This is a genomic window from Amycolatopsis sp. CB00013 (assembly GCF_001905755.1).
In the GTDB taxonomy this organism is placed as follows: Bacteria; Actinomycetota; Actinomycetes; order Mycobacteriales; family Pseudonocardiaceae; genus Amycolatopsis; species Amycolatopsis japonica.
Genome location: NZ_LIWC01000005.1, coordinates 255,698 through 272,443, shown reverse-complemented (window position 1 = coordinate 272,443; position 16,746 = coordinate 255,698). Strand labels below are relative to the sequence as shown.

Below are 16,746 nucleotides of genomic sequence, written 5' to 3'. Positions count from 1 at the left end.
GCTTCACTCGGTGGTGCTGCGGTCCCAGAGCGCGTAGAACGTGGAACGGGAAACAGACGTGAGACCGGGGTCGAGTGCTTGATCGGTAAGCCCGCCGGCGTCGTCCTCGATGTTCTGCCACCAGTAGCAGCGAGCATTCCCGGACGAATCCAGCTCGATTTGCTTGACGGCCACTGTCTCGTGCTCGACCACGATCGCTTCCCACAGCCAGCGAGCGCCTTCGTCGACCAGGCCTTCATGGTCCACGTACTCGTAGTACTGGCGAGGCCCAGCGCCCTCCTCCAACGCCCGGTACCTCGCGACGCTTGCCCGGAAGGCGGCTTCGGTCTCTTGCGGCCAGTGCCGTTGGGCTGCCAGACGCCGGTAGTGCGCCTCAACGTCCGGCGGAAAGTCGGTCACCATCAGAGTGCGCCGGCGGGTGAGTCGGAAGGCGCGGGATCCAGCTGTGTATTAGGCCATGACTGTGGTGCGGGGCCGAACGCGCGTCTGGCGGCTCGGACCGCCAGGGAGGCGACGGCGGCGTTGGCACCGCCGCCGATCACCGCGCCGATACCGAATGGAGCCACCCGGCCGAGCACGATGATGCCTTGCTTGGTGCCGTACTTGGTGATGAAGTTCTTGCCCAGGACCTTGTTGATCTGGCGGAGCGTCGCCGTCGGCACCTTGCTGACGAGTTGGCGGGCCCAGTGCTGGCCGGTGCGCTCGGCGGCCTTGCCGACAATGGTCGTGGAACCTGGCTGTCCGAGCAGAATCCCCATGACCAGTGTCCGACGACGTTCGATCTCGTCCAGCTGAACGCCGTGGACCTCGGCGACCGAAAGCACGAACAGTGTGCTCAGTTCGAGCGAAGAGAAGGCCTCGCCCGCCGACAACGCCAGTGCGACCCCGGTACCGACGGCGGGTGCGGCCGCGGTGGCCCCGACCGCGGCTCCAGTGCCCGCCAAGGCACTGACGTACATCCGTTCCAGCGCGCGCACGACCTCCGCGGGCGTCGCATCCGGGTTGCGCTGACGGGCCCGGGCGATGTTCTTGCGCACCAGTGGTGTCTGCAAGCCGATGGCCTTGTCCAGCAGATCGAGGATCGGCTGTCCCGGCCCGCTCGCCGCCGGGACCGGTCGTTCAAGGGCATCAGAGGCCACAGCGAGCTCCTTCGCGTCGTCAAGTTGCCGCCGAGTCTCGCACCTGCGCGGCCAGAAGCGTCGAGTTGTCGAAGTGGCGCTCTCTCCGCCAACGGCCTGTGCAAATCGGCGACCCTACTTGACCACGTGGAAGGCAGGGTGTGCGTACCACGCCGCCATCGCCGGTGCGTCGAGGTAGACGTAGTCCTCGACACGGATGCAGCGGCCGTTGCGCTCGAAGTGTTCAAGCAGGCTTGCGGAAGGGCGAGTCTCGAATTCGACGAACACCCAGCCCTCGGTCTTCTCTGCGATTCGCTGTGCCAGTCTGCCCAGCACGGGCCGGCCGGCGACATCGCTGACGAAGACGTGTAGCCCGACGTCGCAGCGCATCGTCCTGCCTGCTGCCTGCTCGACGATTTCGATCTCCGAGGGATCGGTTTCGTGGTCAGGCCGATCGAGGGAGTAACGGTAGGGAAGGCCATCGGCCGAGTGCCAAAGCCGCGGATCATCGGCGTTGCGGGTCATCCCCACGACGCCGAACTCCGCCACCACGATCGGTTCGACACGTTCGGAAAGGTATGGAGTCAAGACGCTGAGCGCGGTTCCGGCCACGGACACCAGTAAACGGCACCCCGACCGCGTTGCCCGAATGGCCCGTACTCGCGCACGGATGGCTGCCCCCAGAGGTACCGACGCAGCCACCAGACGGCTGTCACCATGGGTTGACCAGACGAGAGGCCTGCCTCATGTCGTTGAGAACCTCCCGATCGCTCACCGATTCCGGCGCCGAGCCCCTGACCACCCGGGTGCCTGCACAGCGAGCACACCTGCCCGCGCTCCCCGGGATCGCGTCGCTCCTGCACCTGCAGCGCACGGCGGGCAACGCGGCGGTGGCCGGCAGCGTAGCGGCGCAACGGTGCGGTTCAGTCCCGGCCGACGAGTGCCCGTGCCAGGCCGAGGACGCGTCCCCGCCGGTGGCGCAGCGCCAGGTAACCGTCCAGCGCGCCCAGGCCGCGCCTGTGGTGCAACGGACGACGGTCGGCCCCATCCTCGACGAATACTTCTCGCCGCTGTCGTCTCCGCGGGTGTGGGTCATGGAGGAGAGCGACCCTTACACCGTGCTCGTCCGCGGGTGGCAGCCGGTGATCGACGGCGAGGCGTGGCTCCTGAACCACCTCGAGCAGAACGCGGCGGAGTGGGACACCAGGCACCGCACGACGCCGAGTTGGAGCCCCGGCATGACGGGCCACGACCCCGCCGCGGCGTCGAACTCTGTACCCCATCCGCCGGGTACGGACCCGACGACGTGCCGCAACGCGTTCATCCCGTACGTCGCCGGGGAGGTCGGGCGCGGCCTGGCGGGTCCCGTGGGGCCGCTCCTCCCGCGGATCGAGACATGGGAGCTGCACACTTGCGCGATCGGGTCGTTCGTCCTGCGCGCGACGGTCGACGCGATCGACCAGACCGCCGGGACCGCGACGGTGAACATCTGGATGCAGAACGAGATGAGCCGGTCGTCGTTCGGGAGGTTCGCCAGCCGGGCCGTGGTGAGTGGTCAGGCGACCCAGTACATGTGGTGGCATTGGCGCGTGAAGCATCGGTGGGTGCCCGCGCCTCCACCACCCCCGCCACCGGCACCCGCACCGCCGCTCGTGCTGACCGGTGACCTGCTGTTCGACTTCAATTCGGCGACCGTGCGGCCCGAGGCCCGATCAGTGTTGGTCGCCGCGTTGCCGGCGCTGCGAGCGAGGCCTTCGACGAACATCGTGGGGCACACGGACTCCCGAGGGACCGACGAGTACAACCAGAGGCTCTCGGAACGACGGGCGCAGGCCGTGGTGGCTGTGCTCCTCGCGGAGGACGGGTCGCTCGCAGGTCGGCTGCACGCGTCCGGGCGCGGCGAGTCGGAACCGGTCGACACCAACCGCACTCCGGCGGGCCGTCGGCGCAACCGGAGGGTCGAGCTCGACTCGGCGCCGTGATCCCCGGTCGCGCTCAGGGGGTGGCAGCTGAGTCGTCGAAATCGAGCGGCGGCATCGTCGCCACATCCTGGGCCCAGGTGTCGCGAAATCCCGGCTGCACCGCGAGATCGACCAGTTCGATCCGCGCTCCGATGCTGTCGAGCCGGTGGTAGGTGAAGGAGCGACCGTAGGGGCAGGAGTCGAACTCGATCGGCGCGCCTCGATCCGCCAGACGTTGTTTGTCCGTCACGACGTCCTTGGACCAGTAGCCGATGTGGTCGAAGCGGGACCCGTCGGTCGCGTCCCACGGACTTCCGGCGGGACCATGGATCACCTCGAAGAACGGGGGCCCGCCGGTCGAGAACACGATGTCGTAGTCCCAGTCCCCGAGGGTGCCCGCACGGACCGGGCTCCAGGTCACGCCGAGGGTGCGGGTGAGGTCTTCGGTCGCCTGTCGGATATCTCGGACGACGAAGCACAAGTGGTAGAAGGCGTTCACCCGTCCTGTCTATCAACCCTAGGCGGACGAAGGGCGTTATCGTTGATCGATGTCGCACGCGGTCGTTCTCGGTGGGACCGGGCTGATCGGTCGCGCCGCGGCACGGCGGTTACTGGCCCGCGGCTGGGAGGTGACCGTTGCCGGCCGGGACTCCTCGCGTATGCCCGAGGACATCGCGGTCGCAGGTGGCCGGTTCGTCGCCGGGGACCGCGGCGAACCCGGCAGTCTCGCGGCCGCGCTCGGCGCGGGAGCGGATCTGGTGGTCGACTGCCTGTGCTTCACCGCCGCACACGCCCGTGATCTGCTGCCGCTGCTGGACGTTGTGGGGTCCACGGTGATGATCTCCAGCAAGGCCGTGTACGTCGACGCGGCGGGCAACCACGTGAACTCGGCCGCCGCGCCGGTTTTCGACGGGCCGATCCACGAGTCGCAGCCCACCATGAGCCCACGCGAGGACATCGACTACCGCACTCGTGACGGCTACGGCGCCAACAAGGTCGCGGCGGAACATGCCCTGCTCGACAGCGGATACCCGGTCACCGTTCTGCGGCCGTCCAAAGTCCATGGAGAGGGCGCGGCCAAGCCCGGCGAATGGGTGTTCGTCAAACGCGTGGCCGACCGACGCGAAGTCCTTCTCCTGTCCCGAGGTGGCCGTGGCGTCGACCAGCCGAGTGCGGCCGAAAACATTGCCGCGCTGATCGAAACCGCCGCGGGAAACCCGGGCAGGCGTGTCCTCAATGCCGCGGACCCGGACGCGCCCGACGCCCTGGGCATCTCGAGAATCGTCGCGAACCACCTCGGCCATCGGTGGGAGGAAGTGCTCCTCGACGACCATGCCCCAGCCGGACTCGGCCGGCACCCCTGGGATCGCCTGCCGGGTATCCGGCTGGACATGTCCGCGGCCGGGCGACTGGGCTACCTGCCGGTCGGCGACTATGTCACCACCGTGACCGCCGAGCTGGATTGGCTGGGCTCCACCGATCGGCTCCCGGCAGGCTTCGACCACGACTATTTCGCGCCGATGTTCGACTACGCCGCGGAGGACGCCTACCTCGCGGAGCGGTAGCCAGGCCCCGAATCCATTACTCAACCCTCGCCCGCCGCAAGCAACTCCCGCAGCATCGCCAGCAGTTCCCGCCGGTCCCCGGCCCCGAGTTTCCCCCGGATCCGTGCCATGTGGTGTTCCACGGTCTTCCCCGAGATGAACAGTTCGCTCCCGGCCTGCTTGTACGTCAGCCCGCCGACGACGAGACGGGCGACTTCCAGTTCCCGTTCGCTCAAGGCGTTCAGCCCGGTGGCCGCGACGGGTTCCGGTGCCCGGCCTTGGAACTGCCGGGCCGCTTCGAGCAGCTGGACCATCGCCTTCCGGTCGGAGGTCCGGATCGCCGCCTGCCCGGCCAGCCGGGAGGCGTCCCAGCAGAGCCCGAGTTCGTGCAGTTCCGACGCGGACGCGGTGATCGATTCCGGATCGAAGCTGCCGGTCAAGACCGCGAGCCAGCCGGTCGCGGCGGCGGCGAGGGCCGCGGGATAACGGCCACAGGGCGCGAAATCGTTCAACGCGGCCAGATGTTCCTCCGCCGACGTGTGGTCCTCGACGGTGATGGCGGCGTGCAGTTCGTGCCAGCGCAGAGTGGCTGTCCACAGCGGAGGGTTGCCGAGCGCGTCGAGCACGGCGTGTGCCCGCTCCAGCTGCCCGGCCAGTTTGGCGCTCGCGCCGCCCCGTGCGGCCGCGATCGCGAGTTCTCCCAGCGGCAGCAGCGAATACAGGTCCGGCTGCTGGCGCATCGAAGCCTGATACGCCCGGTCCCAAGAACGTTGCAGGCCGGGAAGATCGCTCGCCCGCCGCGCCAGGCCCAACTGCAGTGTGGCGGCGAAGAGTTCGTCACGCGCTTCGAGGCCGTCCGGCGGCATCAGGGCTTCGGCGGCGGTTTTGAGGTCGCCCGCGGTCATCGCCACCCAGCCGAGCAACAGCCGGTGCCGCTTCGCGAGCAGATCGCCGCCGATCCGGCCGTTCGCCGCACGGCTCAACACCGACTCGGCCAGCGCGAGTTCGCCGGAATGCAGGCCCACCAACGCCGCCAGGGCCGCCGGGCTGTCCGGCAGCGGCGCGGGCGCGCCCGCCGATTCCAGCATCGAAGCCGCGCCCAGCAAGGCTGACAGGGTTTCGGCACCGCAGCCCGACACCGAATCGGTGATCGCCCGCGCCATCCGCGAGGCGGCACCGGCGAACAACGTCGGGACTTCGGGAGTTTCCAGCACACCCCGGGCGGCTTCGAGTTTTCCGGTGCCCAGCAACGCGATCGCGGCGAACGCCTTCGACGCGGCCCGCCCGGACCATTGGTACAGCTCCGCGCTGTGCGCCAGTTCACCGCGATGCGCCAGCACGGTCGCGGCCACTTCGGCGCCCGCGGCCCTGGCGTCCGTATCCGACGTGCTGCCGAGCATGCCGTCACCGAGCCGCAGTGCGGTGTCGAGGTCTCCGGCCAGCGCCGCGGCGTGCGCCCAGCCGACGGTGAGCGCCGCGCCGCGCCCACCGGCCTCGGACGCGGCCTCGTAGAACCGCGCCGCGAGTTTCGTGTCGTCGGGCATCGCCTCGCGGGCGGCCACTTCGAAGGCCGCCGCCGCGCTCGCGCCCGAACTTCCCGTTCCCAGCAACGACTTGGCGAGGTCCAGCACCGGAAGCCCGTCCCGTAACTGGAGTTCCACCAGCCGCTGCAGCACCGTCAGCCGCCGCCCCGGCGAACCCCAGGTCCGGATGGCTTCGGCCGCGATCGGCAGCAGGACGTCGTCCTCGCCGAGGAGACCGGTCGCCCTGGCACTGTCGAAGACCTCAGGGAGACCTTCGCGATCGCGGTTCAGAAGCGCGGCGAGAAGATCGAGATTCCGGCCCGCGCCCGCTTCCGCCGCGATCAGGTAGCGGTGCACGTCGTCGTCCAGTTGCTCCAGTTCGCCGCGGAAGTCCGCGAGCCGCCCGGTGACCGCGCGCACCACGAGTCCAGGCACACCACCGGTTCTGAGGTGGACTTCGGCCGCGGTGGCCGCGTCGCCGCCGGACTGCTCGACGAGCTTCCGGACGTCGTCGAGGCCGAAAGCGCCCAAGGACACCGATCTGCCGAAGGAATCGGCGAGCGTGCGCAACGCCTTCGTGCGCGCCGCCGTCCGGAAGGCCAGGACCACGGGTGCGGTCGTTTCCTCCGTCCGTGCCTTGATCTTCGCGAGCTCGTCGTCGTCGAGCTGGTCGGCGTCGTCGATCAGCAGTGCCTCGACACCGGCGTCGGCGTAGCGACGTCCGAGCAGGCCGAGCAGATGGGTCTTGCCGTGCCCGCCGGGGGCGACGACGGCGACCCGCACCGGGACTTCCGGGGCGGTGGTCACCTCGTCGAGCAGGCGCCGGGCACCCGGATGGATGATGCCGGGCTGGTCGAGCAGTGCGTTCAACAGCGACCTTCGGGGGACAGGGTGGCACCGGGGGTGGGCGGCGCGCACGAGCTCGAAGTGGTGGGAGGGGCTTCGGGACCCTTGTCGGCGGTGGCTTCTCGAGTGGTCAGGGTGAGCAGCAGGGTGGTCGCGGCCAGCACCACGACCGCGGCTCCGGCGACGAGGGGCTTGCGCCGGCTGAGCAGTTTCGCCGCCCCGGTGCGTTCTGGCAAGGGGAACGGGGTGATGTCCACCGGCGGCCGTTCGGGCCGCTCGGTGAGCTCTTCGGGGGTGTCGACCCGGGGGAGCAGGGTGGTTTCGACGGTCGCGACGGCGTGCGATCCCGCGCCGCCGGGTTGAGGAAGGTCACGTCGCGCGGCGATGTTGGCCGCGCCGGTCGCCACCGTCAGCACCGGGTCGCTCGACGCGAAGACGGGGCACGGTGTCCGGCCGGGAACCGGCGGTGCCTCGCCGCAGAGAACGATGCCCGCCAGCGCCTGGGGCGGGACCCCGGCGCCGTGCGCGAGTTCGAAGACCTTGCCGACGGCCTCGGCGGGGTCGACACCTTCCAGCGTTTTGATGGGTTGCCAGCCGTTGACGGCGGTGGCGGCGGCGATCGTGACGACCGCGCCGTCCGGGCCGAATTCGCAGACACCGGCGGTGACATCGCCGTGTGGGGCGAGGTACGCGTGCAGTGCGGCGACGGGCGCCGCCACCAGCGCGGCTCGGGGAAAGCCGGCCTCGGCCAGCGCCCGGCGCAGCAGGTCGCGACGGAACGAACCCCAGCCGACGGGATGCGTGAGCACGATGTGGTGCGGTTTCTCACCGAAGCGTTCGGCCGCTTGATCCACCGCCGCGTCGACGAGGACCGCGCTGAGGGATTCGGCGGGGAACCGCTCGCCACCGACGATCACGGGAACGTCGTCGCCGACCCGTTCGTGGAACCCGGTGAGCAGGCGGGCGGGCGCGGATCGACCGGCTTCGACCGCGGCGTCCCCGGTGAGCAGGTAGCCGTCGTCGTCGAGGAACACCGCCGACGCCGCCGCCGGGCCGCGCGCGCCGAGCCACGACGGCTCGGGCACGCTCCAGCCGTCGCCGGAGTTCACGCAGGTGGCGGCGGTGGTGCGGGTCGAGGCGATATCGATGCCGAGGACGTAGGGCAACGAGCATCCTCCTTCGCTTGACCAGCCCCTAAGGACCAAATAGGGCCACTCACCTGAATGGCTTGACCCATCCGGGTGAGGGTTGGCATTAAACCCAACCGAGTGCGTCTCGGTTAAGCCCCTAACGCCCTAACGATGTCATACCGATCCCCTATTGGCTGAGTGAGCGACGACCAGGAGTGATCCCCGATGTGCCCATGGGTACCGGCTCACTAGCTTCGGTGACCTGCGCTCAGCCGTGCCCTCCGGCCGCTGGGCGCGCCCCACCGACCTAGACCCCCAGGAGAGTCCTTTCATGGGTTCCGTCCAGACCCTGCACGACTTCACGCTGAACCTGCTGAACGACACCGCGGCCCGCGCGGCGTTCGCCAACGACCCGCAGCAGGTGCTGGCCGACGCCGGCCTCGGTGACATCAACGCCGCCGACGTGCACGAGGTCGTCCCGCTGGTGCTCGACTTCGTCCCGGTCGGCACCGCCACCGACCTCACCGGAACCACCGCCGCCACCGCCGACAACCTGGCCGGCTTCGGCGGCGTCACGAACGCCGTCAACGGCACCGACGGCGAGTGCGCCGACGGCGTCCAGGGCGCGATCGACCAGCTCACCGCGCTGACCGCCGGTCTGCCGGTCGCGGTCCCCGGTGCCGACGCCCTGCCGGGCCTGCCCGAGGCCGGTCTCCCGGCCGTGCCGGGTCTGCCGGAGCTCGGCGGCCTGCCGGAGCTGGGCGACCTGCCCGCCGTCCCGGCCGTGCCCGCCGTGGGCGACCTGCCGGTCGACGTCCCGGGCCTGTCCGCCGTCCCGGCCGTCTCCGACGTGACCGACGTGTCGAACGCCGCCGCCGGCGTGACCGCCCTCGCGCAGAACACGGTCGGCAGCTTCGGCCTGACCGACGACCTTTCGCGTGGCCTCGACGCCGCTTCCGTCGGCCAGGCCGGCGACCTCGCCACCGGCGCCGTCGACACCGCGACCGACCTGGCCCACGGCGTCCCGGCCGTGGACACCGCCGGTCTGCCCGCCGTCGACTCGGTCCCGGCCGTCGGCGACCTGGCCGGCGACCTGCCGCGCGCCGACGGTGTCGCGGGCGACGCCCCGAACTTCCTCTCCGAGGTCGGCGACCTGACCAGCACCATCGGTCACGTCGACGTCGCGGACGTCACCACCAAGGTGCACGACGTCGCGAACAACTACGGCAACGGTGACATCGCCAACAGCGTCGGCCACCACGCCGGCGACGTGACCGGCAACGTGGCCAACGAGGTCGGCAACGTCGCGGGCGTCACCGAGGTCCACGACACGGTTTCCGAGGTCGGCAACGACATCGGCCACACCATCGGCAACATCGGCGACGTCAACATCGGCACCGGCGACATCGGTTCGGGCAACGACATCCACATCGGCTGATCCGAACATTCTTCATATCTGTGCCAGGGCCCCGCGACCGCCGCAGGTCGCGGGGCCCGCACGGCATGTTGGCCCATGCCACATTGATTCCGCGCTTGGTTAAGGGAACACTGCATCCCCGTGACAGCCCCCGCCTGGCTCGACGTGCTCAACGAGACCTTGGACGCCTGTGCCGCCCACGGTCGCGCCGACCTGGCCGAACGGCTCCGGCGCAGACGTGACCAACGGGCGCCGGGCACCCGGATCGCGGTGGTCGGTTTTCCCAAGCAGGGCAAGGGATACCTGCTCAACGCACTGCTGAACGCGCCGGTCTGCGCGGTCGGGGACGCGAGCACGCCCGCCGTTCCCACGGAGATCGGGTACGCCGCCGACCCCGCCGCCATCCTGGTCGGGCACGCGCGGGAGAACGTGCCGGTCGGCGACCTCGCCAAGGAACTCGAGGTCCGGCCGCCCGGTTCGCTGCGCCGGGTCGAAGTCGGTCTGCCGCGCGAACTCCTCGGCACGGGCCTGGTGCTCGTGGACACCCCGGCGATCGGGGATCCCCGGTCCCCGCGCACGGCGGCCACGCTCGACGTCCTCGCCGACGCGCACGCGGTGATCCTCGTCTCCGACGCGACACAGGAACTCCAGCCCGCCGAACTCGCGCTGGCGAGGCACATCCGGACCTGGTGCCCCGCTTTGGTGCTGGCACTGACCAAGATCGACGTGAGCCCCGACTGGCGCGAACTCGCCGCCCGCAATCGCGCCGCATTGTCGGAGACCGGTGTCGTCGCCGACGTCTTCCCCGTGTCCGCGACGGTGCGGCAAGCCGCCGCGAAGGCCGGTGACGCGGCCCTCAACGGGCGGTCCGGCTTCCCGGAACTCCTGAACTGGGTGGGAGAACAGGCGGCACGCCCGATCGAACGCACCCGCGCGCTCGCCGCCGCGGTGAGTGTGCGCGCGGCGGCGGTCGAACTGGTCGAGACCTTGCAGACCCGGCTGAACGCCGTCTCGCAGGACAACGGCGTCGACCAGGTCACCCTGCTGCACCAGGCACAACGGCGCACCGAGGAACTGCGGCGGCAGAACGTCCGCTGGCAGAACATGTTGTCCGACGAGATCACCGACCTGATCTCCGACGCCGAATACGACCTGCGCGAGCGGACCCGGGTGATCGTGCGGCATGTCGACCGCACCTTCGACGAAGGCGACCCGGTACAGATCTGGCCGGATTTCCAGACCTGGCTGGAAGAGAACCTCGCCGAGGCCGTCGAGACGAACTACAACTGGGTGTCCGACCGGTCGGAGTGGATCGCGCAAGCGGTCGCGTCGACCTTCGGGCCGCATTACGGCCACGCCCCGGAACTGCCGCTGACCGGGTCCGGAGTGGACTCGATCCCCGAGGTCGGCACGCCCAAGATCGAGCGGTTCAAGATCGGGCAGAAACTCTTCACCGGCTTGCGCGGTTCCTACGGCGGCGTGCTGATGTTCGGTCTGGTCACCAGTCTCGCCGGGCTGCCGTTGATCAACCCGGTGTCGCTCGGCGCCGGTGTCGCGTTCGCCACCAAGAGCGTGCGCGACGAAGGCGGGATGCGGTTGCAGCGCCGCCAGGCGTTGGCGAAGGCCGCCGCGCAGCGGCACGTCGACGACGTGTTCATCCGGTTCAGCAAGGAGATCAAGGACGAGGTCCGTCAGGTGCAACGGCGCCTGCGCGACCATTTCGCCGCGCTGTCCGACCAGCTTTCGGAAGAGCTGACGCGGCAACGGGAACTGATCATCGCGGGCTCCGCCGAACGGGACCGGCGTACTCAGCGGGTCAAGAAGGAGATCGACCGGCTGGCCGCCCTGCACCGGAAGGCGGGGGCACTCGGCACCGGCGCCGCGCCGCGCCGGGAGCTGTCGGCGTGACCACTCTGGACGTCCGGGAACTGCTGAACGAGGCCGCCGCGCATTACCGGGACTGCCCGCACGCCGTGGCGATGCTGCGGGAATGCCTGGAGCGGCTGGACGAACCGCTGCGCGTCGGTTTCATCGGCACGCCGGGGACCGGGAAGTCCACTTTGGTCTCCGCGCTGGCGGAATGGCCGACGCGGGCCTTGCGCGAGATCGATCTGTTCGATACTCCGGCTTTCGCCGAACACGTCGACGCGACGGTGCGTTTGGTGCGCCATCTCGAACCCGACGAACTCGCCGGAACGCGGTCGGTGGGCGGTTCGGCGTTCGCGCGGCAGACCGCGGTGAACTCGGTTCTGGTGCTCGGCAGGGCGGACGAGATCGGCGCGGGCCGGATCGACGCCTTGCTCACCGCGAAACAGCTGGCGCGCCGGGCCTGGCGCGAGGACCCGGATTGCGCGGGATTCCAAGGAGTCATCGCGGTCGCCGGTCAGCTGGGTTACGCGGGACGGGCGTTGCGGGACGACGAATTCGAGGTGCTGCGCGCGCTGGCGTCGATCTCCCGGCCGGAGCTGGAGCGGTATCTGCTGTCCGTGGATTCCTTTGTGGACGATCCGTTCCCGGTGCGGGTCTCGCCGGAGTCGCGGAAACATCTGGTGTCGCGGTTCGGGCTCTACGGGGTCCGGCTGGCGATCACCCTGATCCGCACCGGCTGCGACAGCAGGCTCAAACTTTCGGCGGAACTCGTGCACCGAAGCGGTCTCGGCGACCTGAGGGACACGCTCGCCGGATGTTTCGTCGCGAGGGCCGAAGCGTTGAAGGCGCGCACGGCGGTGTTGCGGTTGGAAGGCCTTCTCGCCGCGGAACCTCTCCCGCACGGTGACCGGCTGGCCGCCCGCGTGGAACGCTTCGCCGCGGCCGCGCACGACTTCCGGGAACTGCGGCTCATCGCGGGCATCCGCGGTGGCCGCACGGCGTTGTCCGGCGAGGACGCCGAGGAGGCCGTCCGGCTGCTCGGCGCGCAGGGACTCGCGCCCACCGAACGGCTCGGTCTCGAACCCGACGCGGATCCGGCCGAGATCCACGCGGGTGCCGAAAGCGCCCTGGTCCGCTGGCGGCACGAGGCGGAACGCGCCGACGCCGCGCACGCCGAACGCGCCGCCGCCCGGGTGATCGTGCGCTCGGTCGAGGGACTGCTCAGCCTGTTCGTGGCTTGACGCCTGCCGGTCACCGAGTCACCATAGAGCACTCTATGGCGGCTCTGACCAGGCGAAAGGGGTCCGGCATGCCCGACGACGCGCGTCCGGATGTGCGGCTTCTCGGTGAACTTTTCGCGCACCGGGCGAAGGCGATCCCCGAGCGGGAGGCCCTCTCGTTCCAGGGGCGGCGCCTCACCTGGGCCGAACTCGACGACCGGGCGAGGCGCGTCACCGGCGCGCTCGCGGCCGCCGGAATCGGCAGAGGCGACCGGGTCGCCTTCGTCGACAAGAACACGCCCGCCTGCCTGGAGGTGACTTTCGGCGCGTCCTCGCTCGGGGCTGCGAACGCGGTCGTCAACTGGCGTCTCGCCCCGGAGGAACTGGCGTACGTCCTCGGTGACAGTGGCGCACGGATCATCTTCGCCGGGCCGGAACTGCTGCCCGCCGTCGAGGCGCTGCGCGATCGGCTGCCGTCGGTCGAGCGCGTCATCGTCGTCGGGGGAGAAGACGACCAGTACGAGGACTTCCTGGCCGAGGCGACGCCCGCCGAGGTCTCACCCGAGGTCGACGAACACGACGGCGCGCTGATCATCTACACCAGTGGTACCACCGGTTTTCCCAAGGGCGCCGTCCTGACGCACCGGAACCTGCTGGCGCACAGCCGCAACGCCGGTGCCGCGTTCCCGATGGGCGACGGCGACCGCAACCTGGTCGCGATGCCGCTGTTCCACGTCGGCGGGAGTTGTTACGCGATCATCGGTTTCCACTACGGGCAGCCGACGACGATGACACGTGAGCCCGACGGCAAGTCGCTGCTGGGCGCGCTCGCTGAAGGGGTCACGCACGCGTTCCTGGTGCCCGCCGTGGTCGCCGGCATCATGCAGGCGGGGGAGCAGGCCGTCGCCGCGTTCGCGCGGTTGAAGTACCTGGGCTACGGCGCTTCACCGATGCCGCTCCCGTTGCTGCGCAAGGCGCTCGCGGCCTGGCCGGACACGCGGTTCGTGCAGGTCTACGGCATGACCGAGCTGTCCGGGGTGGTGACGACGCTCGATCCGGACGCGCATCGCGACCCCGCCCGGCCGGAGCGGCTGGCGTCGGCGGGCACGGTGCTCCCCGCGGTGGGGATGCGCGTCGTCGACCCGGCGACGCTCGAAGACGCCGAGCCGGGGACCCCCGGCGAGCTGTGGTTCCGCACCGATCAGGCGATGGCGGGCTATCTGGGCAAACCGGAGGCGACCGCCGAGACGATCGTCGACGGCTGGGTCCGCAGCGGCGACGTCGGCAGGGTCGACGACGGAGGTTTCGTCTTCATCGAGGACCGCGTGAAGGACATGATCATCACCGGTGGCGAGAACGTCTACTCGCCCGAGGTGGAGCGGGTCATCGCCGAACATCCCGCGGTCGGCGAGGTCGCCGTGATCGGGGTTCCCGACGATCGCTGGGGTGAGCAGGTCAAGGCCGTCGTCGCCCCGGCTCCGGGAGAGCGCGTCGACGCCGACGAACTCGTCGAGTACTGCCGGGAACGCCTGGCGCATTACAAATGCCCGCGCACGGTCGAGCTCGTGGAGGCGTTGCCGCGCAACGCGACCGGCAAGATCCTCAAACGCACCCTGCGACGCCCGTACTGGGAGGGGCGGGAGCGCGCGGTCTGATGCCGTCGACGGTCAGCCGCGAGCAGTACTTCGACGCGGCACTGGAGATCCTCGCCGAGTCCGGGTTCGCCGGGCTCAACGTCGGCGCGCTCGGCAGACGCCTCGGCGTCACCAGCGGATCGTTCTACCACCATTTCGGCGGCTGGCCCGGATTCGTCGGCGCTCTGCTCGACTTCTGGGCGCAGCGGCAGGTGCGGATCCTGCGGAAACTGGACTTCGGTTCCGGCGGTCCCGAGGCGGATTTCGCCGCGCTGATGAGCCTGACGCGCGGACTCCGCCATCGCGCCGAGGCGGCCATCCGCGCTTGGGCGGCGAACGACGAAACCGTTCGTGTGGCACAGAAACGTGTCGACGACGCCCGGGTCAAGACGGTTGGGAGGGTGGTGGCCGAGCTGATTCCCGACCGGCGTCGCGCGGAGGTCGTGACCTCACTCGGGCTGGCGATGCTGGTGGGCTATCAGCAGGTGGCCTCGGCGGGCGGATTCACCGACCTCGGCGAGATCCTGGACGAATACACCCGCCTCGTCCTCGCCGGTTAGGCGTTGCTGAGCACCCGCGTCACGGTGATCTCGATGACCACCCGTTCCGGGTTCGGCTTGGGCTGCCGATAGCGCGCGGCGTAGCGATTCTCGGCGTCGTGCACGGACTCCGGGTCTTCGCGCAGGACCGCGCGTCCCTCCAAAGTGGACCACCGGGGCCCGTCGATCTGGCAGGCGGCGACCGGAATGCCGTTTTCGCCCGCTTCCTTGACCAGGCGCGCCTTCTTGGACGAGCGGAACGTGATCACCCGGGCGATCCCGGCCTCGAAGTCCACCGTGACGCCGACCGCGACGACGTGCGGGGTGCCGTCCGGGCGGACGGTGGTCAGGGTGGCGAGATGCCGTTCGGTCCAGAATTCCCGGAAGGCTTCGCCGCGTTCGCTCAGGTCGATCTTCATGGTGTCAACGCTAGGCCACTGTTCACGTAGGCGTCATTTGAGGTAATAGTAAGGAAACTTTCTTAACTCTCTTGTTTTTGCCCGATCCGGATGTCACTCTCGGAACGCGCCGCCGCCACCAACGACGTTTCCGGAGGAGCCATGAGAAAGACCGTTCGGACAGTGCTGGCCGCGGCCGCGCTGACCGCCGGGCTGGTCGCCACGACCGCCCCCGCCGCCGCGGCGACCACTCAGGGGACGCCTTACCTGCCGGGCGTCATGCGTCCGTCGGCGAGCCAGTCGGCGCAGGACGCGGCGCTGGCCAAGTACTACGACTTCTGGAAGAAGAACTTCCTGACCACCAAGTGCGGCACGGGCACCTACGCGGTCAAGGCGCCGGACGCCGACCACGCCTTCGTCGCCGAGGGGCAGGGCTACGGCATGACCATCGCGGCCATGATGGGCGCCAAGGACCCGCAGGCGCGCACGGTCTTCGACGGCATCCTCAAGTTCGTGAAGGCGCACCCGTCCGTCATCGACAAGGACCTGCACGCCGCCGAACAGGACCCGAACTGCAAGAGCGTCAACGGCGGAGACTCGGCGACCGACGGCGACCTCGAGATCGCCTACGGCCTGCTCATCGCCGACAAGGTCTGGGGAAGCGGGGGCTCGGTCAACTACAAGGCCGAGGCGCTGCGGATCATCAAGGCGATCAAGCGCAGCGAGGTCAACCCCGACACCAAGTTCATGCGGCTGGCGGACTGGGCCGACAGCGGCAAGTACATCAACGGCTCGCGCTCCTCGGACTGGATGCCGGGGCACCTTCGCGCGTTCGAGAAGGCCACTGGGGACTCGTTCTGGGGTCAGGTCCGGACCCGGCAGGAGAAGGCGGTCACGCAGCTGCAGCAGCAGTACGCGCCGAAGACCGGCCTCATCCCGGACTTCGTGGTCAACACCAACTCCACGCCGAAGCCCGCGCCGTCGGACTACATGGAGGACCACCCGCAGCACTTCAGCTGGAACGCCTGCCGTGACCCGTGGCGCCTCGGCGTCGACGGCATCACCGTGTCGGGCAGCCCGGCGCAGGGTCAGGTGCGGAAGATGAACACCTGGATCCAGCAGGCCACCGGCGGCGACCCCGCCAAGATCAACCAGGGTTACACGCTGTCGGGCTCCAAGATCTCGGGCGAGTCCGGCGAGCACCCCTGCTTCACCGCGTCGTTCGCCATCGCGGCGATGAACGACCCGGGCAGCCAGGCCTGGCTGGACAAGCTGTGGACCCGCGTCACGTCCTGGTCGCCGCAGGCCGACGACTACTACGGCACCGGCATCACCGTGCAGGTCCTGATCATCCTCTCAGGGAACTACATCGCGGTCTGATCCCGCGGCGACAGTCGCTCGCTGAAGTGTCATGAAAGGGTCGTTCAGGACATTTTTTGTCCTGAACGACCCTTTCATGACATCCGACAGGACAAGATTTCAACACGCAGTTGACCTCTTCAACACCCAGTTGTAGCGTCGGCGACCACCCGAAGCCCCGTGGAGGT

The 16,746-nt window shown here is 69.5% G+C and carries 15 protein-coding genes; 8 read left to right on the top strand and 7 right to left on the bottom strand.

Annotated elements, in window-relative coordinates; translation table 11 throughout:
• Positions 1 to 3: 3 nt before the first annotated feature.
• The 3 genes from AMK34_RS31495 to AMK34_RS31485 all read right to left on the bottom strand — a co-directional run bounded on the left by AMK34_RS31495 (position 4) and on the right by AMK34_RS31485 (position 1,730).
• Positions 4 to 402 carry a hypothetical protein gene (locus AMK34_RS31495; protein ID WP_073847763.1) on the bottom strand — a complete coding sequence of 133 codons (399 nt, stop codon included), beginning with the start codon at positions 400 to 402 and terminating at the stop codon, positions 4 to 6.
• Complete coding sequence (locus tag AMK34_RS31490) at positions 402 to 1,139, bottom strand: hypothetical protein (RefSeq protein ID WP_073847762.1); 738 nt, start codon at positions 1,137 to 1,139, stop codon at positions 402 to 404. Before AMK34_RS31490 ends, AMK34_RS31495 begins: the two co-directional genes overlap by 1 nt.
• Before the next feature lie 114 nt (positions 1,140 to 1,253).
• Positions 1,254 to 1,730, bottom strand: coding sequence for a hypothetical protein (locus AMK34_RS31485; RefSeq protein WP_143202667.1), 477 nt, complete (start codon positions 1,728 to 1,730; stop codon positions 1,254 to 1,256).
• 134 nt (positions 1,731 to 1,864) lie between these two features.
• On the opposite strand from AMK34_RS31485, the gene AMK34_RS31480 reads away from it, so the two are divergent.
• Positions 1,865 to 3,100: an OmpA family protein gene (locus tag AMK34_RS31480; protein WP_073847760.1), complete on the top strand. Its 1,236-nt coding sequence runs from the start codon at positions 1,865 to 1,867 to the stop codon at positions 3,098 to 3,100.
• Positions 3,101 to 3,113: 13 nt separating this feature from the next.
• Here the strand turns inward: AMK34_RS31480 and AMK34_RS31475 are convergent, their stop codons facing one another.
• Positions 3,114 to 3,578, bottom strand: a complete 465-nt coding sequence (locus AMK34_RS31475; protein ID WP_073847759.1) for a VOC family protein — start codon at positions 3,576 to 3,578, stop codon at positions 3,114 to 3,116.
• A 49-nt stretch (positions 3,579 to 3,627) separates the two neighbouring features.
• Between AMK34_RS31475 and AMK34_RS31470 the strand changes: the two genes are divergently transcribed.
• Entirely contained in the window at positions 3,628 to 4,644 is a 1,017-nt protein-coding gene (locus AMK34_RS31470; protein WP_073847758.1) for an NAD-dependent epimerase/dehydratase family protein, read from the top strand.
• A gap of 20 nt (positions 4,645 to 4,664) precedes the next feature.
• Here the strand turns inward: AMK34_RS31470 and AMK34_RS31465 are convergent, their stop codons facing one another.
• Both AMK34_RS31465 and AMK34_RS31460 read right to left on the bottom strand, forming a co-directional pair.
• Entirely contained in the window at positions 4,665 to 7,016 is a 2,352-nt protein-coding gene (locus AMK34_RS31465; protein WP_073847757.1) for a helix-turn-helix transcriptional regulator, read from the bottom strand.
• Entirely contained in the window at positions 7,013 to 8,158 is a 1,146-nt protein-coding gene (locus AMK34_RS31460; RefSeq protein ID WP_073847756.1) for a molecular chaperone DnaK, read from the bottom strand. The genes AMK34_RS31465 and AMK34_RS31460 overlap by 4 nt, the downstream gene beginning before the upstream one ends.
• Positions 8,159 to 8,453: 295 nt before the next feature.
• Here AMK34_RS31460 and AMK34_RS31455 point away from each other — a divergent pair, with 295 nt between their 5' ends.
• The 5 genes from AMK34_RS31455 to AMK34_RS31435 all read left to right on the top strand — a co-directional run bounded on the left by AMK34_RS31455 (position 8,454) and on the right by AMK34_RS31435 (position 14,822).
• A complete protein-coding gene (locus AMK34_RS31455) occupies positions 8,454 to 9,560 on the top strand; it encodes an IniB N-terminal domain-containing protein (protein ID WP_073847755.1) in 1,107 nt (368 codons plus the stop codon).
• 120 nt (positions 9,561 to 9,680) lie between these two features.
• A complete protein-coding gene (locus AMK34_RS31450; protein ID WP_073847754.1) occupies positions 9,681 to 11,447 on the top strand; it encodes a dynamin family protein in 1,767 nt (588 codons plus the stop codon).
• On the top strand, positions 11,444 to 12,649 hold the full coding sequence (locus AMK34_RS31445; protein ID WP_073847753.1) for a GTPase: 1,206 nt from the start codon (positions 11,444 to 11,446) through the stop codon (positions 12,647 to 12,649). Before AMK34_RS31450 ends, AMK34_RS31445 begins: the two co-directional genes overlap by 4 nt.
• 68 nt (positions 12,650 to 12,717) lie before the next feature.
• A complete protein-coding gene (locus AMK34_RS31440) occupies positions 12,718 to 14,283 on the top strand; it encodes a long-chain-fatty-acid--CoA ligase (protein WP_073847752.1) in 1,566 nt (521 codons plus the stop codon).
• Positions 14,283 to 14,822 carry a TetR/AcrR family transcriptional regulator gene (locus AMK34_RS31435; protein WP_073847751.1) on the top strand — a complete coding sequence of 180 codons (540 nt, stop codon included), beginning with the start codon at positions 14,283 to 14,285 and terminating at the stop codon, positions 14,820 to 14,822. Before AMK34_RS31440 ends, AMK34_RS31435 begins: the two co-directional genes overlap by 1 nt.
• Here the strand turns inward: AMK34_RS31435 and AMK34_RS31430 are convergent.
• A complete protein-coding gene (locus AMK34_RS31430; RefSeq protein ID WP_073847750.1) occupies positions 14,819 to 15,220 on the bottom strand; it encodes a PPOX class F420-dependent oxidoreductase in 402 nt (133 codons plus the stop codon). The two genes, AMK34_RS31435 and AMK34_RS31430, sit on opposite strands and share 4 nt — an antisense overlap.
• 141 nt (positions 15,221 to 15,361) lie before the next feature.
• On the opposite strand from AMK34_RS31430, the gene AMK34_RS31425 reads away from it, so the two are divergent.
• Complete coding sequence (locus tag AMK34_RS31425; RefSeq protein ID WP_073848004.1) at positions 15,362 to 16,579, top strand: glycosyl hydrolase family 8; 1,218 nt, start codon at positions 15,362 to 15,364, stop codon at positions 16,577 to 16,579.
• Positions 16,580 to 16,746 lie beyond the last annotated feature (167 nt).